Origin of the sequence: Microbispora siamensis (genome assembly GCF_016863095.1) — a bacterium.
GTDB classification, from domain to species: Bacteria; Actinomycetota; Actinomycetes; order Streptosporangiales; family Streptosporangiaceae; genus Microbispora; species Microbispora siamensis.
In genome coordinates this window covers 92,911-114,670 of sequence record NZ_BOOF01000033.1, presented here as the reverse complement: position 1 = coordinate 114,670, position 21,760 = coordinate 92,911, and the positions used below count along the sequence as shown (strand labels likewise).

Genomic DNA, 21,760 nt, shown 5'->3' with positions numbered 1-21,760 from the left:
TCAGGGCGCGATCAGGGCTCGACGTCGGAGAAGAAGCCCGCGTCGAAAGTGATCTTGGCGAGTGCCTTCTGGCCGTCGGCGTTGGGGTGGAAGTAGTCCCACCCGCTCACCTGCTTCAGCGTGAAGGGATAGGAGAAGACGGCACCCCCGTCGTGGCGGCAGGCCGGACCGTAGCTCTCACACGCCTGCCTGAGCTGCTCGTTGTAGTCCATCACCCGCTCGCGCACCCGGTCGCGCCTGGCCTCGTCCTTCTTCGCGGTGGACTTCGGGTTGGCCAGCATCGACTGGCAGATGTGACCGATTCCCCAGAAGACGCGCGCCCATCCGTTGTCCTTGCCGACCCGCCACAGGCGCTTGACGTCCGGGATGCTCGCGACGTAGATCCGCGCGCCGGTGGGCCGCAGCACGTCGAAGGCCTGGTCGATGTTGCGCCGGAACGCCCCCACGGGGGTCATCTCCTTCTCGGTGCCCACACATGCGTCCTGCGCGCCGATCAGCACGGTGACGTAGCCGGCCCCGGCCTGGGCGGCCCGCCGTGCCTGCCCGGCCAGGTCGGCGCTGGTCGCTCCCGGGACGGCGAAGTTCAGGTTGTGCCCCTTGATCGCGCTCCCCATGGCGAGCAGGCGCAGATAGTGGCTGTTCACCGACGGCGAGTCGCCCGCGGACCACGAGCGGGACGTGCAGGCGACGTACCAGCCGCAGGCGTTGAACCCCGCACTGATCGAGTCGCCCAGCGCCGCCATCACGGCGGGCGTCGTACGGGCGTGGGCGCCGGTCGGCACGAGCAGGACAGCCGTGGCCAGGACCGGCGTGATCTTCTTGATCATGGGCACCTCCGGGAGATCAAAGGTAGGGATCGCATGGAGGTGCGCTCTATCGCCACCAGGGAAGGCGAGCCTTCCATGACCAAGTTCCTATCGCGGCTTGACAGAGGGAGCCCGGGGCCGCAAGGGGGGGCTCTTGTCGAACATGTTCAGATCCTGCGTAGAGTGAGTCGGGTGAGTGTCGCTCTTATCCGGCCCCTCGTGGTTCGCACGGTCGCGGTGAGCGACCCTGACGACCTGCTGGCGCGTCTGCCCGACGCCGCGCCGTACGCCTGGATCAGACACGGTGAGGGACTCGTGGGCTGGGGGGAGGCGGCACGTGCCGCGGTGCCGCCCGGCCCCGGCCGGTTCGACTGGGCGCGCGGCTGGCTCTCCTCGCTGTTCGCCGGGGCGCTCATCGAGGACGAGGTGGGCGTGCCGGGCTCGGGACCGGTCGCCTTCGGCTCCTTCACCTTCGACGGCGACGCCCAGGGGACCGTGCTGGTCGTCCCCCGCGTGGTGCTCGCCCGGCGGGACGGCCGCGCCTGGCTCACCACGATCGGCGACGACGCCTTCGACCTGGTCACCCCGCCGAGGGAGCCCGGCCGCATCCGGTACGCCGACGGCTCCCTCACGGCGCCCGAGTGGGAGCACCGGGTCGCGCGTGCCGTACGGCGGATCAAGGACGGCGCGCTGGACAAGGTCGTGCTCGCCCGCGACCTGACGGCCGTCGCCGAGCGGGACATCGACCCCCGCGTGCTGCTGGCACGGCTGGCCGAGCGCTACCCCGAGTGCTACACGTTCTCCGTGGACGGGCTGGTCGGCGCGACGCCGGAACTGCTGGTCCGGCACACCGGCCAGGCGGTGGAGTCGCTGGTCCTCGCGGGCACGACGGCGCGGGGCGGCGGCGCGGCCGACGACGCCGCCCGCGCCGCCGCGCTCTACGCCTCGAAGAAGGACCGCCACGAGCACGCCTGCGCGGTCGCCTCGGTCCGGGAGGCCCTCGGCCCCCTGTGCTCGGAGCTCCACGTCCCCGACGAGCCCGAACTTCTGGTGCTGCCCAACGTGCAGCATCTGGCCAGCCGGGTCACCGGCCGGCTGTCCGACGGCGCGTCGGTGCTCGACGTGGTGGCCGCCATGCACCCCACGGCCGCCGTCGGCGGGACGCCCACCGGCGCCGCGCTCGGTGTCATCCGCGAGCTGGAGGGCATGGACCGCGCGGGCTACGCCGGGCCGGTCGGCTGGATCGACTCGCGCGGCGACGGCGAGTGGGGCATCGCGCTGCGCTGCGCGTACGTCTCGGGCAGGCGCGCCCGGCTGTTCGCCGGCTGCGGCATCATGGCCGGGTCGGACCCCGCCGCCGAACTCGCCGAGGCGCAGGCCAAGCTCCGCGTGATGCGGTACGCCCTGGAGGGGTGACCGCCTCTCCCCGTCTCGGGGCTTGAGCAGCAACCGAACGGCCAGTGGCGTCAAGGGGTTGCCCGGCGGGGCAACGGGTCTTCACCGCTCCGATGCGGGTGAAGGTGTTGCGACCTGCAAGCGATGACCGTCACCTGGATGTGGTGTGCACCGCTATCTCCTTGGCGGGGTCCTGGCCGGCCGGGTCGGCTTGCGGGCGCGCGCTGCGCAGTGCGGCCTCGACGCGGCGATTGCTGGTCATGGTCGCGGTGACGGCGGTCATGGCGAGGAGGAGGCCTGCGGCGGCGTAAAGCGGGGTGCGCAGGTCGTAGGTGGTGGCCAGCCAACCGCCGAGGAAGGCGCCGGATGGGGCGGCTGCGGTCTGGGCGCCGCGCAGGCGAGCGTGGGCGCGCTCCAGGGGCGCGGGGTCGCGGCCGAGCAGATCCGGCAGGTACGCCGTGGCGGCCGTGTCGAATAACAGCCCGTCGAGGGCGAGCAGGAACGCGAGGGCCGCCACCAGCGGGATGCTCAGCACGTCGAGCGCCGCAGCAGCGGCAGCGTCAGCGTCAGGCGGCCGGGGCCGTGCGGCGGCGACCTCCGCGCGGGGTCAGCGCCCGGGTGCGGCCGGGGGTTGGCGTATTCCGGCTGCCCCCTTCCTGGGTTCCTCGACCCCGTACATGGTCAAGCAGTGGCGGCGCGAGCACCCGGGCAGCCGAATCCCGGGCACATTTTCGTTCGTCCTGGCCCTCCGTTATGCGAGCCGGGGCGAAGCGACCCACGCTCAGAGATCTCGCTCCGGGGAGGTCTCCGGTAGACCTTCGAGTTCGCGCACCCGGTCAACCATGTCGGTGATCGCGTCCAGGCTCTTGGGGGACAGGCCGGAGGCGCGCAGGGCGATCCGCCGGACCGAGGCGTCACGCAGCGCGCTCAGGAGCTGGAGCTCGGCGTCGATGCGCTGCGTCGCCGCGTCGTCGAAGAAGTAGGCGGGTGGGACTCCGAAGAAGTCGGCCAGGGCTTCCAGATGGCGCTTGGTGGGGTTGTCGCGGATGCCCTTCCGTAGCTGCCAGACGTAGGTGGCCGAGATCGTCGGCCCGCCCTTTTGCCGGATGGTCTCGGCGACGTCTTCGAGGCTGTACTCGCCGCCGCCGCGCGGGCGGACTGTGGCGAAGAGATGGTTCAACTTGTCCGCCAGCGTCCGCTCGGCCCTCGGCTCGGTGTCAGCCATGGACGCTCCTCTCGGTGCTCACCCGGGGACTCCTCCCCAGCGTACCAGCCGACGTGAATGACCATCCGGCTGCCCAGTTCACAGCAGTTGACACCTCATTTATATGGGTTTATATTCGTGTCGTCTAGATGAACTGAGATTAAGGCGACGGGCACCGCACCCCGACTGTCCCCCGCCGCCGGAATCTCGCACGGCCAGATCACGTGAGTCCGCTTTTCGTTCCGATTCTCGCGCGCGCTCGAAATCGTTCCCGAAATACCGCGCACCTGCGAATTTGCGCTGCCAAATTCACCCCCCGAAAGGAATCTCCCATGAAAATGCGCACCGGTCTCGCCGCAGTCACCACGGCCGCAGCCGCACTGGGCACCGTTGTCGTGGCAGCCCCCGCCGCATCCGCCGACCCCTACGACCCCAACCTGTACGCGGTCGTGACCGACAATTTCCTCTTCAACATCTCGATCAGCTCGTTCCTGGACTACCGCAACTCCAAGGTGTACTCCCCCAGTCTCGACTGGAGCTCGGACGGCTGCTCCTCGCCGCTGCCCAACGGCAACAAGCCGGGCGGGTTCGATTTCCTGCCGTCCTGCCAACGCCACGATTTCGGCTACCGCAATTACAAAAAGCAGGGCAGGTTCACCGAGTACAACCGCGGGCAGATCGACAACAACTTCCGCTCGGACATGTACAACTACTGCAGCCGATTCTCCGGACTGAAGGCGGCGCTGGGCGTGGCGTGCCGCCGGTACGCCGACACCTACTACGCGGCCGTGCGCAACTTCGGTGCCTAGTACTCCAGTGACACTTCGCGATCTTCGCGGTCCTGGTCGCATGAGAACGGCCATCACGTGATCATTCGGAGTTTGTGAAGACATCTGAAGATCGCGTGATGGCCGTGGCCGGCAGCGTAGACCCTGACCGCTGGGTCGTCACCCTCAATGAGCTGATGACGCGGATCGCGCACCGGTTCAGCCGCATCGAGCCGCGTCGCGCGGCCAACGCGTACGTCCGGGGCCTGCTGTCGGACGTCGAGCGGAAGAACTGCTGGGCGTTGACTGGCAGGCCGCCCAGGTCCGCCGCGCACGTCCCTGACGATCACTGGCATCTCCACAGCGCCGGGCGCGGCGCCAAGGGGCACCGCTGGTACGCCTGGGCCTGGACACGCATCGACACCCACCGGCCCGGCCACCGGGGAGCTGGCCTTCTACCGCTGCTACGCGCCCCGGCCGACACCACTGGCCGCCCTGGTGCGCATCGCCGGCATCCGCTGGACCATTGAGGAGTCCTTCCAGGCCGCCAAAGGCCAGGTCGGGCTGGACCACTACCAGGTCCGCAGCTGGGACGGCTGGTATCGCCACATCACCCTGGCGATGCTCGCCCTGGCCTTCCTCGCGGTCCTGGCCGCATCCCAGCCCGACGGCGACGAAGCGCATCTCCCCTTGACCATGCCCGAGATCCGCCGCTTACTGGCCGCCCTCACCCTCACCCGACACCGCAGGATCGAGGAGATCCCGCACTGGTCACACTGGCGACGTCGCCATCAAGCCACCGCCCGCCGATGCCACTACCAGCGCAGATCCCAACCATGATCTCAATGTGTCACTGGAGTACCAGTCCCGTACTAGTCCGGCCAGTCAGCACGGCTGGCGGCGGAAGGCTCGGGCGACATCCTCGAGGAAGGCGATGTCGCTGTCGAGATCGCCGCCACCTGGAACCAAGGGCGGCGCCCACGAACCCACCGGGTCGGCGCCGCCCGCCTTGGCCCGCAGCGCGGCGCTCAGCAGGGCCGCCTCGGCCAGCGCGTCCAGCTTGCGGCCGGACACGCCGGTCGCGGCGGCCCGGCCGTACGCTGCTGCGGCCGCATCGACGTCGAGGTAGGGCAGCAGGGCCAGCCGGCCGTCACGGATCTCGACGACCCGCCGGTACAGGCGCAGCCCGAGGTCGCGCGGCCACAGCAGCTCGACCAGCCGGGACGTCGGCGGTGCCAGCGCGATCTGCGGCGCCGCCCGGTACAGCGCCAGCCACAGCGGCCCGAGCCCGTGGTAGACGCGATACTGCCGCAACCAGGCCACCATGTGGGGCATCCGCGGTCCCCACACCGGCATGGTGAAGCCCGCCACGATGAGGACGTGCGCGAGCGGCGGCAGGAACATCTCCACGAGTGCGCGCGGGCCGGGCCCCAGGTAGGGCAGGTCGAACCTGTGCTGCACGAAGAACAGCATCCGGTGCACGTGGTAGGCGAGCGCGTCCACCGTGCCGATGACCGCGAGGCGGACTCCCCAGCGCAGAGCCGGGCCGTTCGCCAGGTTGGAGTAGCGCCAGCCCAGCCGCACCCACCGGAAGCTGGCCGGGGCCATACAGGCCAGGTAGACCAACCAGTATTCGAGGACCCAGGGCGTGTCTGCGTAGCGGCTGGCGAAGCGTACGTCGTTGACCGGAGTGGGGGCGAGGACGAAGAAGACGGTCATCGCCGCCACCGCGCCGGCCAGCCACCCCACGGTGCGCACCGCCCGGGCCCGCGCCTGCGCCGGCGGGTAGGTCATATGGAACAGGAACGCCTGCAGCGCCCCGATCACCAGCAGCATGCTGGCGTGGCAGAGCAGCCGGGCGAGGTTGGGCACGCTGGTGAACCGCCCGATCCATTCGTAGGCCACCGGTGTGTTCACGGTCTGGGAGACGGCGAGCCCGCTCAGCGCGAGCAGAACCGCGATACGCATCGGATCGCGCGACAGCCGTCGCGTGGAGAAGATCCGCCACGCCAGGAAACCCCAGGTCAAGGTGGTGGGCCCGTACAGGCGCAGCCACGCACTCATGCGCTATCGCGCCGCCGGGCCTGAGGGCCCCTCGGACCACTCCAGCGCGGCCTGCAGCCGGTCGGATATCGTCCCGCCCTGCCCCGGGGTCATCGGCTCGGCCCGGGCCCGCTGCCAGATGAGCGAGGCGAGCAGCTCCGCCTCCTGCTCCTCCACCGCCGAATAGCCCGCGCGCTCCAGGACCCTGCGCACCATCTCCGGATCCAGGTCCGGCAGCAGCCACCGGGTGTCCTCGGCCGCCGAGTCCGGAGCCGGGTAGTGGTCGCACAGGATGTGGCACAGCTCGTGCAGGATGATGTGCTCCTGGTGCGGCGTCGTGGTCGCCTGCTCGTAGAAGATCAGGTCGGCCACCTCGGTCGCCACCCACAGGCCATACACGCCCGCTCCGCCGGTCAGCGGCCGCAGATGGATGGGCCGCCCGCGCTGCTCGGCCACCACCGCGCACAGTCGCCGCACGTCAAACGGCGAAGGCAACGGCAACTGCCGCGCCCTGGCCTCGCACGCCCGGCGTAATTCCCTGAGCCTGCTCGCCACGCGACTCACATCCTCGCGAGGACAGAGAAAACAGAATTGCGGCCCGGCTCGGCTCCGCTCACCCACGCCGTCGTGCAAGTCATTTGCCCTCCCGTATGAACTACGTGGCGCAAGCTCGCAAACTCGTAAATGATACCCAAAGGCAGATCCCACATCGGTATCGATCGCGGCTCCTGCATATAAAGCAGGAACACCACGACCGGACCGACGGAAGAACACCGCTCCAGATCGGCCTGCGACGGCGGCCCCGCGAACCGCCCGTACGCAGCCGCCTCATCATCAGTGAGAAACTCCACCGGCATACGCCGCAAAGCATGACTGGTCCACAAGTAGCCAACCCGAAGCGATCAAAGCGGTACAGACCATTACCGGTCGCCGTCCTCGCCCGCATCGGAACGGCCAGTGGCGTCAGCGCGAGCCCCCGACGGCTCCTCAACGCAGCAACCGAACGGCCAGTGGCCCCGCGTCAGCGGGCGAGGTGGACGGTGCCGCCGAGCGCCGTCCGGGCCCGCCCGGCGGTGACCGCCGCGATCCACTCCTCGAAGACGGGCAGCCGGTCCTCGGCCACCGCCACCTCGAAGGCGACCCGCGCGCCGTAGTCCACACCGCGCAGCGCGTACGGCGAGGCGCGCAGGTCGCTTTCCAGCCTCCCGGCCTGCGCGTGGCCGACCGACACGGTCACGACCGCCGCGGGGACCATCTCGACCACCTCCGCCCGGTCGAGCGTCTCCCCCACCGCGCCGCCGTACGCCCGGGCGAGGCCGCCCGCGCCCAGTAGCACCCCGCCGAAGTAACGGGTGACGACGGCGGCCACGTCGGCGAAGCCGCGCCGGGTGAGCATCTCCAGCATCGGCGTGCCGGCCGTGCCGCCCGGCTCCCCGTCGTCGTCCGCCCTGCGCACGCCTTCGCCGACGACGTACGCCGAGCAGTTGTGGGTCGCGTCGGCGTAGAGCCGCCTGCGCTCGGCGACGAACCCGCGCGCGGCCTCCTCCGTGGCCGCGGGGGCGAGCGCGCAGATGAAGCGCGAACGGCGGATCTCGATTTCGTGCTCGACGATGTCCCTGATCGTCCGGTACGGCGCTGCCACGGGATCAGCTTATTCAGCGGCCCGCCTTTACAAAGTAATGTGAGGTCTTTGGACGGATGGACGAAGATTGCGCCGTTCTTTGGTAAGAGCGGATGAATTGCCCCGCTCCCTCCCTGCCGTACCGTCAGCGGGGTGTCAGTCGAACTCCCCTCCCACCTCCACCATCGCGCGGTCGTCGCGGACACCCACAACGACCTGCTGATGGCGGTCGCCGAACGCCCGCCGGCCCGGTGGGCGGAGTTCTTCCGCGAACGGTGGCTGCCCCAGTTGCAGGACGGCGGAGTGGACCTCCAGGTGCTGCCGGTCTTCGTGGACGACCGCTACCGCCCGGAGGGCGCGCTGCGCCAGACCCTGCGCATGATCGAGTGCGCGCACACGCTGGCCGAGGGCAACGCGGACGCCGTACGGCTGTGTCTGGACGGCGCGCAGGTCGACCGGGCGCTCGACGACGGCGTCATCGCCCTGGTCCTGGCGATGGAGAGCATGCCCGGCCTGGACTCCTCCGTCGAACTGCTGCCCACCCTGCACCGGCTCGGCGTGCGGGTCGCCTCGATCGCCCACTGGGGGCGCACGCCGCTGGCGGACGGCAGCGGCGAGGACGCCACCGGCGGCCGGCTGACCCACGCCGGAGTGGCGGCCGTAGGCGAGATGGAGCGGCTCGGCATGATCTTCGACGTCTCCCACCTGGGCGCGCGCGGGGTCGAGCACGTGCTGGAGCTGGCCTCCCGCCCGGTGATGGCGACGCATTCGGCCGCCCGTGCCCTGCGCGACCACCACCGCAACCTCACCGACGACCAGATCCGGAGCGTCGCCGCGACCGGCGGGGTCGTCTGCGTCAACTTCTTCCCCGTCTTCCTCGCCGAGGATCCGGCCGGCTACACGGTGGACCGGCTGGTGGACCACATCGAGCACGTCGCGGAGGTCGCCGGGATCGACCACGTGGGACTGGGGCCGGACTTCGTCCGCGAGGTGCTGCACGACGTCACTCCCCCGTGCTGTGAGGACTTCGGCTTCGACGGGATCGACCCCGGCGCCGCCCTGCCCGGCCTGGACGGGCCACGCGGGCTGCCCCTGGTCACCGAGGCCCTGCTGCGGCGGGGTCTGCCCGGCGACGACATCGTGAAGATCCTCGGCGGCAACGTGCGGCGGCTGTTCCGCGCCGAGCTGGGCAGGCCGCGGTGAACGCGACTGACATGCTCGCGGACCTGGAGGAGCTCGTCCGCTGCGAGTCGTTCTCGGCCGACCACGAGGCGGTGGCCCGCAGCGCGGCCGTGGTCGCCGCCCAGGGACGCCGCCTGCTCGGCGTGCCTCCCGAGACGATCGTGGTCGACGGGGTGACGCACCTGCGGTGGAGCTTCGGCGAGCCGCGCGTGCTGCTGCTCGGTCACCACGACACGGTCTGGCCGATCGGCTCCCTGCGTACGCGGCCCTGGTCGGTCAGCGGCGGGATCGCCCGGGGGCCCGGGGTGTTCGACATGAAGGCCGGACTGGTGCAGATGTTCCACGCGCTGGCCGCGCTGCCCTCCCCGGACGGCGTGTGCGTGCTGGTCACCGGCGACGAGGAGGTCGGCTCGCCGTCCTCCCGCGCCCTGGTCGAGGAGACGGCGCGCGGCTGCGCCGCCGCCTTCGTGCTGGAGGCGAGCGCCGAGGGCGGCGCGCTGAAGACCGCGCGCAAGGGCATCTCGGCGTACGAGGTCGTGGTGCACGGCCGGGCCGCCCACGCGGGCCTCGACCCAGGCAAGGGAGCCAACGCCGGAGTCGAGCTCGCCCACCAGATCCTCGCCGTCGCCGCGATGGCGGCCACCGACGGCACGGACGGCACGACGGTCACGCCCACGCTGCTGTCCGGCGGCACCATCATGAACACCGTGCCGGCGTTGGCCCGCCTGGCCGTCGACGTACGCGTGCCCACGGTCGCGGCCCAGCTCCGGGTGGACGCGCTGATGCGGGCGCTGTCACCCCGGACGCCCGGAACCCGCCTGGAGGTTCTCGGCGGCCCGAACCGCCCGCCGCTCGAACCGGCCTCGTCGGCGGGCCTGTTCGCGCTCGCCAAGCGGGTCGCCGCCGAACTCGGGCTCCCTCCCCTGACGGGCGCCGCCGTCGGCGGCGCGTCGGACGGCAACCTCACCGCCGGGGTGGGCTGCCCCACCCTTGACGGTCTCGGCGCGGTCGGCGGCGGCGCGCACGCCGACGACGAGCACGTGGTCGTGGCCGAGATGCCGGGCCGCGCGGCGCTGCTGGCGGGCCTGGTCGAGGCGGTGCGGCGATGAGCGGTCTCGGCGACCTGCGGCTGCGTGAATTGCACACCATCGAGGAGTTCGAGGACGTCTGGCGCCTGTTCGGCGGCATCTGGCGGCCGGACCCCGGAGGCGAGCCGGTCACGGTGGAGATGATGCGGGCGCTCTCGCACGCCGGCAACTACGTCGCCGGGGCCTTCCGGCACGACCGGCTGGTCGGTGCGTCGGTCGGGTTCGTCGCGGCCCCGCCGCGGCGGGCGCTGCACTCCCACGTCACCGGGACTCTCGCCGGGCAGCGCGTCGGCTTCGCGCTGAAGCTGCACCAGCGGGAGTGGGCGCTCGACCGGGGCCTGGAGACGATCACCTGGACGTACGATCCGCTGGTGCGCCGCAACGCCCACTTCAACCTCGCCAAGCTCGGCGCGCGGCCCGAAGAGTACCTGCCGGCCTTCTACGGCACCATGGGCGACGCGATCAACGCCGGGGACGAGTCCGACCGGGTGCTCGCCGTCTGGCCCCTGACCTCGCCGCACGTCCTCGCCGCCGTACGGGGTGAGCCGTCCCCGGTGGAGATCCCGCCGGACGCGGCCACCGGGCTGGACGACGACGGCGGCCGGCCCGTACGGGGCCACACCGACGCCGAGACCGTGCTGGTGGCCGTGCCCGCGGACATCGAGACCCTGCGCGTGACGGATCCGGCCGCGGCCAGGGCCTGGCGGCTGGCCCTGCGCGAGGTGCTCGGCGACCTGCTTCGCGAGGGCGCGCGGGTCACCGGATTTCACGACAAGTCCTGCTACGTCGTCCGCCGGGGCGCCCGCGACGAAGGGAGAGGCGGCGACGGCCGCGCACTGTCATGAAAACCACGGGCATGAAAACCACGGGCATGAAAATCACCGGTATCGAGCTGCGGCGGATCGCGATGCCGCTGGTCGCGCCGTTCCGCACGTCCTTCGGCACCGAGACACGGCGTGACGTGCTGCTGCTGCGCGTCGTCACGCCCGACGCCGAGGGCTGGGGCGAGTGCGTGGCGATGTCCCAGCCGCTCTACTCCTCCGAGTACGCCGAAGGCGCGGCCGACGTGCTGCGCCGGTTCCTGATCCCCGCGCTGCCCGCGCGGCCCGGGCCGTACGCCGTGAACGAGGCGCTGCGCCCGGTCAAGGGGCACCGCATGGCGAAGGCGGCGCTGGAGACGGCCGTGCTGGACGCGCACCTGCGTGCCGCCGGGCAGTCGTTCGCCGACTTCCTCGGCGCCACGAGGAGCCGGGTGGCCGCCGGGGTCTCGGTCGGCATCATGAACTCCGTCCCCGAACTGCTCGACGCCGTCGCCGGCTACCTGGACGAGGGCTACGTCCGTATCAAGCTCAAGATCCAGCCCGGCTGGGACCTGGAGCCCGTACGGGCCGTGCGCGAGCGCTTCGGGCCCGAGCTGCCGCTGCAGGTCGACGCGAACGCCGCCTACACCCTTGCCGACGCCCCGCACCTGGCGCGGCTGGACGAGTTCGGCCTGCTGCTCATCGAGCAGCCGCTGGCCGACGACGACATGGTCCAGCACGCCCGGCTGGCCGCCTCGATCAGCACCCCCGTGTGCCTGGACGAGTCGATCGAGTCCGCCGACCACGCGGCGGCGGCCATCTCCCTCGGCGCCTGCTCGGTCGTCAACATCAAGCCCGGCCGGGTCGGCGGCTACCTCGAAGCCCGGCGCATCCACGACCTGTGCCGCGCCCACGGCGTCACGGTCTGGTGCGGCGGCATGCTGGAGACCGGGATCGGCAGGGCGGCCAACGTCGCGCTGGCCGCGCTGCCCGGCTTCACCCTGCCGGGTGACACCTCCGGCTCCCGCCGCTACTACAGCACCGACATCACCCCGCCCTTCGAGCTCGAGGACGGGCATCTGACCGTGCCCACCGGCCCGGGCATCGGGGTCGAGCCGATCCCGTCACTGCTGGACGAGGTCACCGTCGCCACCGAGTGGATCCCACTCTGACGCCTGCCGGCACAGGCGCCCGCGGCTCACCCGGCGGCCACGTCCTCGGGGCTGGCCGCGGGCGGGAATCCCGTGCCGGCCCCCCACATCTCGGCGAACCGGCCGTCGTCGATGCGGAAGATCTCGAACAGCATGGGCCGCACGTCGCCGTCCGGGCCCGTGATCCCCTCGACGGTCGAGCGTACGGCGGCCTTGTCGCCGTCGACCAGGATGTCCTGCGCGACGACACGTACGTCGGGGAACCGGGCGACGAGCGCGCGCCAGGCGGCTTTGCCCGCCTCGAACCCCGGGACGCCGAGCGGATGGCTGAAGAAGTCCGGGGTGTGCAGGTCGGCGGCCTGGTCGAATCGCCGGCTGTTGAAGCACTCCTGCATCCGCCGCACCAACTCCACCTGCACCTGCTTCACCTGGGCGGCCGCGTTCTCGCGTGTGGTCATCGGCGTGGTCTCCTCGTGGCCGGCGCTTCTGGTCATGACGAGCGGCGCGAGCTGCAATCGGTGCGCCGCCCCGGTTATGGCCATACTATGCGGTGCGCCGCCCCGGTTATACTCATATCGACATGTCCAGCCAGCCACCTCGATCAGTCGCGGCGAACCCGACGGCACCGCACGGGAGCGACCGGGAGCTGCGGGCCGACGCGCGCCGCAATCGCGAGCGCGTCCTGCGGACCGCGCAGCAACTGTTCGCGACGGAGGGTCTCGGCGTCTCGCTCGATGAGATCGCCCGCCGTGCGGGCGTCGGCCCCGGCACCGTCCACCGGCACTTCCCGACAAAGGAAGCGCTGTATCTCGCCGTCGCGACCGACCAGCTCAGGCACCTGGTGGCGGAAGCGGAGACGCTGGCCGCGACCGGCGATCCCGCGGCCCTGTTCACGCTGCTGTCCGCGATGATGGCCAGCGGTGCGGAGAACGTGGCGGTGAAGAGCGCCCTGGTGGCCGCCGAGTTCGACCTGCGCACCGCCGCCCCGGATGTGGCGGCGGATCTCACGCGCCATGTCGCGGACCTGCTGGAGCGCGCGCACGCGGCCGGCGCCGTGCGCCCCGACCTCACCGTCGACGAGGTGATGGCACTGGTCGCCGGCGCCTTCGCCGCGATCCGCCACGCCGGCGCGGAGACCAGCCGCGAGCGCTCCGGGCACATCGCCCAGCTCATCCTCGACGGGCTGCGCCCCCGGTCCCGCTGAGCAAGACGTGCGCCCGGCTCAGTGCCAGTCACTGATCTGCACGTCCCGGGGCGCCGGTGCGCCCTCGCCGGTCTCCACCAGGGACTTCAGGCTCATCAGGAACGTGGCCCACTTGGTGCTGCAGTGGTGCATGAACTCCACGGGCTCCTTCCAGCCCCGGTGCTCGAACAGCACGATCGTGTAGTCGCCGTCCTGGCGCAGATTCCAGTCGATCGTCGTCCCGATCCATTCCGCGGGGCCGTCGACCACCCGCCACGCCACCCGCTCGGACGGCCGCAGTTCGACGACCTCCATGTCGAAGCCGCCGACCGGAAACCGGAACTCGAGCACGCCACCGGCGTCGCCGCTCCCCTTCGTGTCGTCGGTCCACCAGCCGGCCAGGCCCTCGACTGTCGTCAGCGCGTCGTACACCTTCTCCGGCGTCGTGGTCTTGACGCCGATCCTGTGCAGGATGTCCGCCATCTTCGGCTCTCCTTGGTCTCGTCAGTCCTGTTGGGTGCGCTGGATCGCCTCGGCGATCCGCTTGATCCGCCGCAGCCGGGCGTCCCACGCCGCCCCGACCGAGGACAGCTGGGCCACCGCGCGGGCGAGCTGGACGTCGTCCACCCGATAGCGCTTCTCCCGGCCCGCCGGCGTCCCCCGGACCAGGCCGACCCGGTCGAGGACGCCGAGGTGCTTGGCCACCGCCTGCCGGGTGACCGGGAGCCGCTGGGCCAGCGAGGTCGCGGTGCCCTCGCCCTCGACGAGCAGCAGGTCGAGCATTCGGCGCCGGGTGGGGTCTCCGATCGCCGACCAGAGGTCGTCGTCGACGTCCTCGGCTGCCGCGGCGCTCACGGCCGCACCCACAGCGTCGCGACGTACGGCGCCAGCCGCGGCAGGTAGAAGTCCCAGCCGGTGACATGCTCGCGGTACTGCTGTTCGAGGACCGCCGCCTCCCAGCCCATCTCGCGGAAGCCGGACTCGGTCATCTTGAGCAGCGTCCCGCCGCCCGAGGGGGTCAGGTCGAAGGTGACCAGCAGCGAGTTGCCCTCGGCCGCCACCTCGCCGGCCGGGTGCGTCCAGCGGAACGAGAACGTCCGCGGGGGCCGCACGTCGACGACGGTGAACGACACCACCGCCCCGCCGGCGTCGCGGTCACCGAAGACGATCTCCCCAGCCGCTCCGGGCGCCGGCTCGTACCTGGCGTCGTCCGGCCACCACTCCTTGAGGTGGTCGGGACTGCTCACCACCTCGAAGACGATCTCCGGGGACGCCTCGATGTAGATCTCGCGCTCGATGGTGCCGAACTCCACGTCAGCCTCCTGCAACGTTTGGTTGCACATGAGGCTATCCGGAAGGCCGCCTTTCACGCAACCATCGGTTGCGCATTTGCCGATCCCGCGCCGGGCGATCGATTCACCGAGCTCCCACGGCACAGACGTCCCGGTACGGCACGCCCGGGAACCGGGCGCGCCACTACGCCCTGGCCGCCATGCCGAGGCGGCGCGCTATCGGCCGAAGATCCGCATCTGGAGCATGACGCCGAGCCGCGCGTCGGGGTCGGCCAGGTCCAGCCCGCCGATCTCCGTCAGCCGCTTGAGGCGGTAGCGGAAGGTGTTGGGGTGCACGTGGACCCGCGCGGCGGCGGCGTTGACATCGCCGAAGGCGTCCAGGTAGGCCCGCAGGGTGGCGACCAGCTCGCTGCCGTGCTCGGCGTCGTACGCGAGCAGCCGCTCGTACGGCCCTGTGGGCGCCTGCTTGTCCGCCCTGACCAGATCGGACAGCTGGAGCAGCAACGCCTCGAAGTGCACGCTCGTATACCCGGCCACCTGGCCGGAGGCGCCCCTGGCGCGCAGCACCCGCAGCGCGCGGTCGGCGTCGGACCGCGAGCGCGCCACCTCGGTGAGGTCGGCCGCCAGGCGCCCCACGCCGATGTTGGCCGCGTGCCGGGGGCCGACCCTGGTCAGGAAACTCTCCGCCACGCTCACGGCCCGCGTCTCCTCCTGCCCGCCGGCCTGCAGAGGCAGCACGGCGTAGGCGACGGAACCGACCAGCGCGGCGGCGGCCTTCGGGTGGATGGCCCCGACGTGCAGGGCGAGAGCATCGCAGAACCGCTGCCGGTCGCCCTCCAGCCGGGCGGCGTCGTCGTACGTCTCCTCGGTGAGCTGGGCCGCGAGCACGCACAGGTGCTCGCTCGCGACGCCCAGCCGGCCCGCCGCCTCCGCCGCGTCGCGCCCGCCGGCGAGCACGGTCGACAGCAGGTCGGCGCGCAGCCGCCTGCTGGTGTCGGCCCCGGCGCGCTGCCGCAGGAGCTGCAACGCGACGATCTTGGCGGCGTCGGCGAGGGCGCGCCGCCGCTGCTCGCTCAGCGGCTCGCGCACCGCGGCCCAGATGGAGCCGAGGATCTCGTCCCCCGAGCGGACGGCCACCGCCGCCCGGTTGATCCCCTCGTCGTCGAGTTCGATGTAGATCGGCTCGCGGCTCTGGTAGAGCCGGCGGAAGACGCCTCCTTCCTCCAGCATCCGCCGATACCGCTCCGGCACCTGGCGGCCGAGCACGGTCGCCACCCGCCCGGCGTCGGCCTCCTCCTGCCGCTCGGAGTACGCCAGCACCCGCGAGGAGCGGTCCTCGATGGTCACCGGCGCGTCCAGCAGCGCGCACACGGCGTTGGCCAGCGAGAACAGGCCGTCCGGCGGGGGCTGTCCTGGCTCCGCGAGATCGCCTTCGCCCCGGAGCTCGGCCAGCAGGGAGCGCAGCAGCGCGGCCACCTGGGCCCAGGAGGCGGCGCGGGTGAGGCCGAGCACCGCGACGCCGGTCTCCAGGACCTTCGCGCGGAGCGGCTCGTCCACCTCCACCGGCTGCTTGACGACGACGCCTGCCGCCGGACCGGCCGCGTCCAGCAGGGCCCGGACCCGCTCGGCCGAGTCCACCCCGACGGCGAGCACGAGAGCCCCCTCCTGAAGCAGCGGCTCGTCCAGGGGGTCGTAGATGTGCACCCCGGTGACCTCGGCGTCGAGGTCACCGGGTGAGGCGGCCACGTCGAGCACGGTGCTGCCGAGGTCCTCCAGGACCCGGCGCAGGCTGGCGCGCGGCCGTGCGGTCATCCCCCCGCCTCAGCCGATCCTGGGCGTGGCCCGCGCGCCGAGGTGGACGTACGGCGTGCCGTCGGCGAGCCGGAAGAACACCGCCGACCACCAGTCGGGCTGCCCCTGCGGGCGGCCGACGAAGGTGACGTCGTCCACCGGAACGAGGTCGACGTCCATGGGCGGCTGCGCCCCGGCGAGGGCCCCGGTGGCCTCCATGTGCGTCGCGAGCACCCCGTCGCGCACGGTCATCGTGATGCGCATGCCGGCCCGCTCGTAGACGCCGGCGTACCGCTCAACGTCGGTCTCGTACGGCTCGGCCGGCGGGCCGAGCACGGGCGGGACGGCCAGGCCGAGCAGGTCGGCGAACAACTCGGTGGCCACCGCGTGCTGGAAGGCGGAGGTATGGCCGCCGTTGGCCAGCACGCACACGGCCGTGCCCGAGTCGGGGACCGCCCAGAGCATGGCCGCCTGGCCGATCGTGTTGCCGCCGTGGGAGATCACCCGGTGGCCGTCCCACTCGTCCAGAATCCAGCCGATCCCCCACTGCCTGCCCAGTGTGTGCGGGTTGGGGACGTCCACCTGCGGCTCCCACATCGCCCGCGGGTCGGCCAGCAGGCCGCCTTCGAGATGGGCGCGGGCGAAGGCCACGACGTCGGCGGCGCGGGCGCAGATCAGCCCGGCGGGCCCGGCCGAGCGCATCAGGCCCCACATCGGCGCGGGCGCGCCGCCCATGTGGCCCATGGCCGCGCGGAAGCGCAGGACGTCCTCCGGCAGAGTCCAGGTGTGGGTCAGGCCCAGCGGCTCGACGACCTGCTCGCGCAGCGCGGCGTCCCACACCTGACCGGTCAGGCGCTCGACCACCCGCCCCGCCACCGAGAAGCCGGAGTTGCAGTACGACTGGGTGGCGCCGAGCGGGTGGTTCTGGGCGAGGTCCGCGCACGCCTCGACGTACTTCTCCAGGCAGTCGTCGCCCCGGCCGGTGTCGAGGAACAGGTCGCCGTCGATGCCCGAGGTGTGCGACAGCAGGTGCCGGAGGGTGACCGTCTTGGTCACCTCCGGGTCGGCCACCTTGAACTCCGGCAGGATCTCCCGCACCGGGGTGTCGAGGGTGACCCGTCCCTGCTCGACGAGCAGCATGATCTGCGTCGAGGTCCACAGCTTGGTGATCGAGCCGATCTGGAAGAGCGAGTCGGGGGTCGCCTCGACGCCGGTGGCGACGTTGAGCACCCCGGCGGCGAACTCGTGGACCTCTCCCTCGTGCAGGTAGGCCAGGGTCGCTCCGGGGACCTCGTACTCGGCGATCAGCTCACCGAGCCGGGTCTGCCATCGTCCTGCCACGTCAGCCATCGGAGGGGTCCTTTCGTCGCCGGGCCGTTGCCCGAACGCTAGGCGTCCTTTCCCGCCGCTGCTTCGTTCACCTCAACGAACCGGCGCGCCGCTCGTAGTGGGATTCTCCAACACGCCGCGCCGTACCTCGAACAGGAAACAGCCGAACTCCACGGCCCGCACGTGGACCACCGCCGTCTCCGGGTCCTCCAGCAGGGTGTCCAGCAGGATCGACGCCGCGACGGGGTCGGCCGACTGGTGCGCCTCCACGAGGTGCCCGTTCAGAATGGAGCCGTCGGCGCGGTAGGTGCGGAAGACCCGCCGCGGGCCGCCCATGGCCGCCGGATAGCCGGGCTCCGGTCCCTCGCACGGCTCCTCGTGGACGAACACCGGCCCGACCTCCTCGTACGCCCCGGGGTCGGCGCCGGTCTCCAGCGCCCAGCGGCGCAGCGGCGCGTAGGCCGCGAGCAGGACCGCCTCCCCGGGCCGGGAGCGGCGCAGGCAGCAGCGCAGCGGGTTGCCGCCCTCCTCCTCGACGATCCGGCGCGGCCGGCGCCCGGCGTCGTCGGTCTTCCTGAGCTGGTCAAGCACGTCGGGCTCGATGGCCCTGATCTCGAACGCCATGCCCTCATCGTGGCCTTCCGGCCGTCCGGAAGGCTGGCGGAAAACGGACGGCGCGTTACGAGGCGCTGACGGTCTCCGGCACGCTCTCCTCCTCGCCCACCGCCTTGGCGGCCTTGCGCTTGAGCCACACCGTGGTGCCCAGGCCGACCAGGACGGCGATCACCAGCCCCACCCACGAGAAGCCCTTGAGCCACTTGTCGGCCACCATGCCCAGGTAGTAGATCGCGGCCGTGGTCCCGCCGGCCCAGGCGACGCCGCCGAGGACGTTGGCGACGAGGAAGCGCCAGTAGGGCATGTGCAGGGCCCCGGCCAGCGGCCCCGCGAGGATCCGCAGCAGGGCGATGAAGCGGCCGAAGAACACCGCCCACATCCCGTGGCGGTTGAACATGTGCTCCGCCTTGGCGATGTGCGCGGGGCCGAAGTGCTTGGGGAAGCGCCGTCCCAGCCGGTCGAACAGCGCCCGTCCGCCCTTGCGGCCGATCAGGTAGCCGATGGAGTCCCCCACGATCGCGCCGCCGCTCGCGCAGAGCCCGAGGACCACGGGGTCCACGACCCCTCTGGACGACAGCAGCGCGGCGCTCACCAGCACGATCTCACCCGGGAGCGGGATGCCCAGGCTCTCCAGCCCGATGACGGCGCCCACGAGCACGTAGACCCATACGGACGGGATGGTCTGCAGCCACTCGTCGACGTGCATCTCACTCCCTCAACGCGGTAACAGCACCCATTCTGCCGTCGCCCCGGGGGTGCGGCATCCGCCGAAAGGACCAAGGCCGGTAACCCGTTAGGAGGACGGGCCCGCCCCGCCTCCGACCGGAAGACGATCAGTCGCGCATCGCCGCGCGTACGGCGTCGCGCATCGCGACGTGGACGGCCGCGTTGCCCACCCGGTCGGTGCGTGCCTCCACGATTCGCAGGCCGTCCCCCTTGATCGCCCTGGACAGCTCCTCCGGGTCCTCGACCAGCGCGTACGGCAGGCCGCTCGCGGCGGCCAGGTAGCCGAGATCCACCCCGTGGGGGGTGCCGAAGACCCGCTCGAACGGGTCCTCGAGCGCGGCCTGCGGCAGCAGCGAGAAGATCCCGCCGCCGTCGTTGTTCACCACCACCAGGCACAGGTCGGGCCGGGGCTCGCGCGGGCCGAGGATCAGGCCGTTCTGGTCGTGCAGCAGCGTGAGGTCGCCGATCAGCGCGTACGCCGGGCCGTTGTGGGCGAGCGCGGCCCCGACGGCGGTGGAGACCAGGCCGTCGATGCCCGACGCGCCCCGGTTGGCCATCAGCCGCAGCCCCCGCCGGGGGCGCATGGCCTGGTCGAGGTCGCGGATCGGCATGGAGGACCCGCAGAACAGCAGCGAGCCGTTGGGCAGCACCTCGGCGAGGTCCCTGGCCAGCCGCGGCTCGGTCAGCCCGGAGGAGTCGAGCACGGCGTCGATCGCCTCGCGGGCCACGTGGTCGGCGTGCCGCCAGGCACGCAGCCAGGCGTCCCCACCGGCCGCGATGGGGATCTCCACGGCCTGGGCCACCTGGGTCGCCGAGCGGGTCGGGTCGGGCCACCGGGTCAGGTCGGGGGCCACCACGATGTGCTCCTCGGCCCGGCGCAGCCACGACAGCAGCGGGCGCGACAGGCCGGGGCGGCCGAGGGTGACCACGACGTCGGGCCGGTGGGCGTCGGCCCACTCCTGGTCGCCCAGCAGGAAGTGGTAGGTCGAGATGGCGTGGTCGCCGTACCGGCCGCCGCCGTTGGGCTCCGACAGCACGGGCCAGCCCGCCATGCCCGCCGCGGCGACGTATCGCCGCACGTTGGCGGCGCCGTCGCCGACGATCAGCACCCCGCGCCGGGTCGGCGGGATGTGCAGGGCGGCGGAGGGCGGCGCGACCCGCGCCCGGAACCACGCGCCGGAGGCGTCGCCGTCCAGCGGCTCGCACCAGCTCGCGTCGCCGTCGGGGATCAGCGGCTCGCGGAAGGCCACGTTGAGGTGGACGGGCCCGGGATCCGGCGGCCCGGCGGCGCGCTGGCAGGCCCGGCACACCAGCGACCGCCAGTAGGCCACCTGGCCCGGCCGCTCCTCCGGCACGCCGACCTCGGCGAACCAGCGCACGGCCGAGCCGTACAGCTTGATCTGGTCGATCGTCTGGTTGGCGCCGGTGCCGCGCAGCTCGGGCGGCCGGTCGGCGGTCAGCACGAGCAGCGGCACGCCCGACTCGGACGCCTCGATCACGGCGGGGTGGAAGTTGGCCGCCGCCGTGCCCGACGTGCAGATCAGGGCCACCGGGCGCTCGGACCGCTTGGCCAGGCCGAGCGCGACGTACGAGGCCGACCGCTCGTCGACGCGCACGTGCAGCCGCACCCGCGAGTCGGCGTGCGCGGCGAGCGCCAGCGGCGCCGACCGGGAGCCCGGGGCGAGCACCACGTCGGTGACCCCGCAACGCACCAGTTCGTCGATCAGGACGGTCGAGAGGGCGGTCGCCGGGTTCACCGCCGCGCCTCCAGAACGCCCAGATTCAGAACGCCCAGACCGGCCCGGTTCCTGTCCACCCGCCCGTCTCCTCCCGTTCCCGCAGCCGCAAGCGTACGGCAAAACGGAGAGGCCGCCGTCATCGCTCGCCCTTCTACGGGCGGCGGGGGAACTTCGAGAAGTCCGGCTTGCGCTTCTCCTTGAACGCGTCGCGGCCCTCCTGGGCCTCCTCGCTCATGTAGTAGATCAGCGTCGCGTCGCCGGCGAACTGCTGCATGCCGGCCGCGCCGTCGGTCACCGCGTTGAGCGCGCCCTTCAGCATGCGCAGCGCGAGGGGCGACTTCTCCAGCAGCTCGCGGGCCCACTGGACGGTCTCCTCCTCCAGGCGCTCCAGCGGCACCACCGCGTTGACCAGGCCCCACTGGAGCGCGGTCTGGGCGTCGTACTGGCGGCACATGTACCAGATCTCGCGGGCCCGCTTGAGGCCCACCGTCTCGGCGAGCAGCCAGGAGCCGTACCCGCCGTCGAACGAGCCCACCTTCGGACCGGTCTGGCCGAACCTCGCGTTGTCGGCGGCGATCGTCAGGTCGCAGCAGACGTGCAGCACGTGGCCGCCGCCGATGGCGTAGCCCGCCACCATGGCGATGACCGGCTTGGGGCAGCGGCGGATCTGCACCTGCAGGTCCAGGACGTTGAGCCGGCCGATGCCGTGGGTCTTGTCGTCCACGTAGCCGTCGTCGCCGCGGATCTTCTGGTCGCCGCCCGAGCAGAACGCCTTGTCCCCGGCACCGGTGAAGATGATCACACCGACCTCGGTGTCCTCCTGGGCGCGGTTGAATGCCTCGCGGAGCTCGAACAAGGTCGTGGGCCGGAAGGCGTTGTGCCGCTCGGGGCGGTTGATCGTGATCTTCGCCATCCCCTCCGCGGTCTCGTAGATGATGTCCTCGTACTCGCCCGACCGCTTCCAGTCGACCCCGCTCGTCACACCCGCTCCTTCGTCGTCACCAACCAGGCGCCGTCAGCAACCAGGC

Annotated in this window: 23 protein-coding genes and 1 pseudogene; 8 read left to right on the top strand and 16 right to left on the bottom strand. The window is 71.9% G+C overall.

Annotation, left to right across the window (positions count from 1 at the left end; translation table 11 throughout):
- Positions 1–11 precede the first annotated feature (11 nt).
- Entirely contained in the window at positions 12–827 is an 816-nt protein-coding gene (locus tag Msi02_RS27270) for an SGNH/GDSL hydrolase family protein (protein WP_204050901.1), read from the bottom strand.
- 171 nt (positions 828–998) lie between these two features.
- Here Msi02_RS27270 and Msi02_RS27265 point away from each other — a divergent pair, with 171 nt between their 5' ends.
- Positions 999–2,222, top strand: coding sequence for an isochorismate synthase (locus Msi02_RS27265; RefSeq protein ID WP_239108743.1), 1,224 nt, complete (start codon positions 999–1,001; stop codon positions 2,220–2,222).
- A gap of 130 nt (positions 2,223–2,352) precedes the next feature.
- On the opposite strand, the gene Msi02_RS27260 is transcribed toward Msi02_RS27265, so the two are convergent.
- Together Msi02_RS27260 and Msi02_RS27255 are read right to left on the bottom strand one after the other, a co-directional pair.
- A complete protein-coding gene (locus Msi02_RS27260; RefSeq protein ID WP_204050899.1) occupies positions 2,353–2,736 on the bottom strand; it encodes a hypothetical protein in 384 nt (127 codons plus the stop codon).
- Between the two features lie 246 nt (positions 2,737–2,982).
- Complete coding sequence (locus Msi02_RS27255) at positions 2,983–3,426, bottom strand: helix-turn-helix domain-containing protein (protein WP_079313884.1); 444 nt, start codon at positions 3,424–3,426, stop codon at positions 2,983–2,985.
- Positions 3,427–3,737: 311 nt separating this feature from the next.
- On the opposite strand from Msi02_RS27255, the gene Msi02_RS27250 reads away from it, so the two are divergent.
- Both Msi02_RS27250 and Msi02_RS44620 read left to right on the top strand, forming a co-directional pair.
- Positions 3,738–4,214, top strand: a complete 477-nt coding sequence (locus Msi02_RS27250; RefSeq protein WP_204050898.1) for a phospholipase — start codon at positions 3,738–3,740, stop codon at positions 4,212–4,214.
- A gap of 232 nt (positions 4,215–4,446) precedes the next feature.
- Positions 4,447–5,012: pseudogene (locus tag Msi02_RS44620) on the top strand (IS701 family transposase); the annotation flags it as partial.
- 45 nt (positions 5,013–5,057) lie between these two features.
- Here Msi02_RS44620 and Msi02_RS27235 read toward each other — a convergent pair.
- The 3 genes from Msi02_RS27235 to Msi02_RS27225 form a co-directional block, all read right to left on the bottom strand.
- Positions 5,058–6,236 carry an MAB_1171c family putative transporter gene (locus Msi02_RS27235; protein ID WP_204050897.1) on the bottom strand — a complete coding sequence of 393 codons (1,179 nt, stop codon included), beginning with the start codon at positions 6,234–6,236 and terminating at the stop codon, positions 5,058–5,060.
- A 3-nt stretch (positions 6,237–6,239) separates the two neighbouring features.
- Entirely contained in the window at positions 6,240–6,770 is a 531-nt protein-coding gene (locus Msi02_RS27230; protein WP_204050896.1) for a hypothetical protein, read from the bottom strand.
- A 466-nt stretch (positions 6,771–7,236) separates the two neighbouring features.
- Positions 7,237–7,857 (bottom strand): IMPACT family protein, encoded by a 621-nt coding sequence (locus Msi02_RS27225; RefSeq protein ID WP_204050895.1) that lies wholly within the window; start codon positions 7,855–7,857, stop codon positions 7,237–7,239.
- A 132-nt stretch (positions 7,858–7,989) separates the two neighbouring features.
- Here Msi02_RS27225 and Msi02_RS27220 point away from each other — a divergent pair, with 132 nt between their 5' ends.
- Genes Msi02_RS27220 through menC form a run of 4 tightly spaced genes read left to right on the top strand, consistent with a single transcriptional unit; the run spans position 7,990 to position 12,078 of the window.
- Positions 7,990–9,039, top strand: coding sequence for a dipeptidase (locus Msi02_RS27220; RefSeq protein ID WP_204050894.1), 1,050 nt, complete (start codon positions 7,990–7,992; stop codon positions 9,037–9,039).
- Positions 9,036–10,127, top strand: coding sequence for a M20 family metallopeptidase (locus Msi02_RS27215; RefSeq protein ID WP_204050893.1), 1,092 nt, complete (start codon positions 9,036–9,038; stop codon positions 10,125–10,127). The genes Msi02_RS27220 and Msi02_RS27215 overlap by 4 nt, the downstream gene beginning before the upstream one ends.
- Positions 10,124–10,951: a GNAT family N-acetyltransferase gene (locus Msi02_RS27210; protein ID WP_204050892.1), complete on the top strand. Its 828-nt coding sequence runs from the start codon at positions 10,124–10,126 to the stop codon at positions 10,949–10,951. The genes Msi02_RS27215 and Msi02_RS27210 overlap by 4 nt, the downstream gene beginning before the upstream one ends.
- A 26-nt stretch (positions 10,952–10,977) precedes the next feature.
- Positions 10,978–12,078 carry an o-succinylbenzoate synthase gene (gene menC, locus Msi02_RS27205; RefSeq protein ID WP_204050891.1) on the top strand — a complete coding sequence of 367 codons (1,101 nt, stop codon included), beginning with the start codon at positions 10,978–10,980 and terminating at the stop codon, positions 12,076–12,078.
- A gap of 26 nt (positions 12,079–12,104) precedes the next feature.
- Here menC and Msi02_RS27200 read toward each other — a convergent pair whose 3' ends face one another.
- On the bottom strand, positions 12,105–12,515 hold the full coding sequence (locus tag Msi02_RS27200; protein ID WP_204050890.1) for an ester cyclase: 411 nt from the start codon (positions 12,513–12,515) through the stop codon (positions 12,105–12,107).
- 122 nt (positions 12,516–12,637) lie between these two features.
- On the opposite strand from Msi02_RS27200, the gene Msi02_RS27195 reads away from it, so the two are divergent.
- The gene (locus tag Msi02_RS27195) at positions 12,638–13,261 is read left to right on the top strand and encodes a TetR/AcrR family transcriptional regulator (RefSeq protein ID WP_204050889.1); all 624 of its coding nucleotides are present in this window, start codon (positions 12,638–12,640) and stop codon (positions 13,259–13,261) included.
- A gap of 18 nt (positions 13,262–13,279) precedes the next feature.
- Here Msi02_RS27195 and Msi02_RS27190 read toward each other — a convergent pair whose 3' ends face one another.
- The 9 genes from Msi02_RS27190 to menB all read right to left on the bottom strand — a co-directional run bounded on the left by Msi02_RS27190 (position 13,280) and on the right by menB (position 21,714).
- Entirely contained in the window at positions 13,280–13,723 is a 444-nt protein-coding gene (locus Msi02_RS27190; RefSeq protein WP_204050888.1) for an SRPBCC family protein, read from the bottom strand.
- 21 nt (positions 13,724–13,744) lie between these two features.
- Positions 13,745–14,095 carry an ArsR/SmtB family transcription factor gene (locus Msi02_RS27185; RefSeq protein ID WP_204050887.1) on the bottom strand — a complete coding sequence of 117 codons (351 nt, stop codon included), beginning with the start codon at positions 14,093–14,095 and terminating at the stop codon, positions 13,745–13,747.
- Positions 14,092–14,553 carry an SRPBCC family protein gene (locus Msi02_RS27180; RefSeq protein ID WP_204050886.1) on the bottom strand — a complete coding sequence of 154 codons (462 nt, stop codon included), beginning with the start codon at positions 14,551–14,553 and terminating at the stop codon, positions 14,092–14,094. Before Msi02_RS27180 ends, Msi02_RS27185 begins: the two co-directional genes overlap by 4 nt.
- A 195-nt stretch (positions 14,554–14,748) precedes the next feature.
- Positions 14,749–16,344: a PucR family transcriptional regulator gene (locus tag Msi02_RS27175; protein WP_204050885.1), complete on the bottom strand. Its 1,596-nt coding sequence runs from the start codon at positions 16,342–16,344 to the stop codon at positions 14,749–14,751.
- A 9-nt stretch (positions 16,345–16,353) separates the two neighbouring features.
- Complete coding sequence (locus Msi02_RS27170) at positions 16,354–17,673, bottom strand: serine hydrolase domain-containing protein (protein WP_204050884.1); 1,320 nt, start codon at positions 17,671–17,673, stop codon at positions 16,354–16,356.
- 72 nt (positions 17,674–17,745) lie between these two features.
- Positions 17,746–18,276: a DUF1203 domain-containing protein gene (locus Msi02_RS27165; RefSeq protein ID WP_204050883.1), complete on the bottom strand. Its 531-nt coding sequence runs from the start codon at positions 18,274–18,276 to the stop codon at positions 17,746–17,748.
- 55 nt (positions 18,277–18,331) lie between these two features.
- Positions 18,332–18,973 (bottom strand): DedA family protein, encoded by a 642-nt coding sequence (locus tag Msi02_RS27160; protein ID WP_204050882.1) that lies wholly within the window; start codon positions 18,971–18,973, stop codon positions 18,332–18,334.
- A gap of 127 nt (positions 18,974–19,100) precedes the next feature.
- A complete protein-coding gene (menD, locus tag Msi02_RS27155; RefSeq protein ID WP_204050881.1) occupies positions 19,101–20,750 on the bottom strand; it encodes a 2-succinyl-5-enolpyruvyl-6-hydroxy-3-cyclohexene-1-carboxylic-acid synthase in 1,650 nt (549 codons plus the stop codon).
- 133 nt (positions 20,751–20,883) lie between these two features.
- The gene (menB, locus tag Msi02_RS27150) at positions 20,884–21,714 is read right to left on the bottom strand and encodes a 1,4-dihydroxy-2-naphthoyl-CoA synthase (protein ID WP_142560577.1); all 831 of its coding nucleotides are present in this window, start codon (positions 21,712–21,714) and stop codon (positions 20,884–20,886) included.
- Positions 21,715–21,760: the final 46 nt, after the last annotated feature.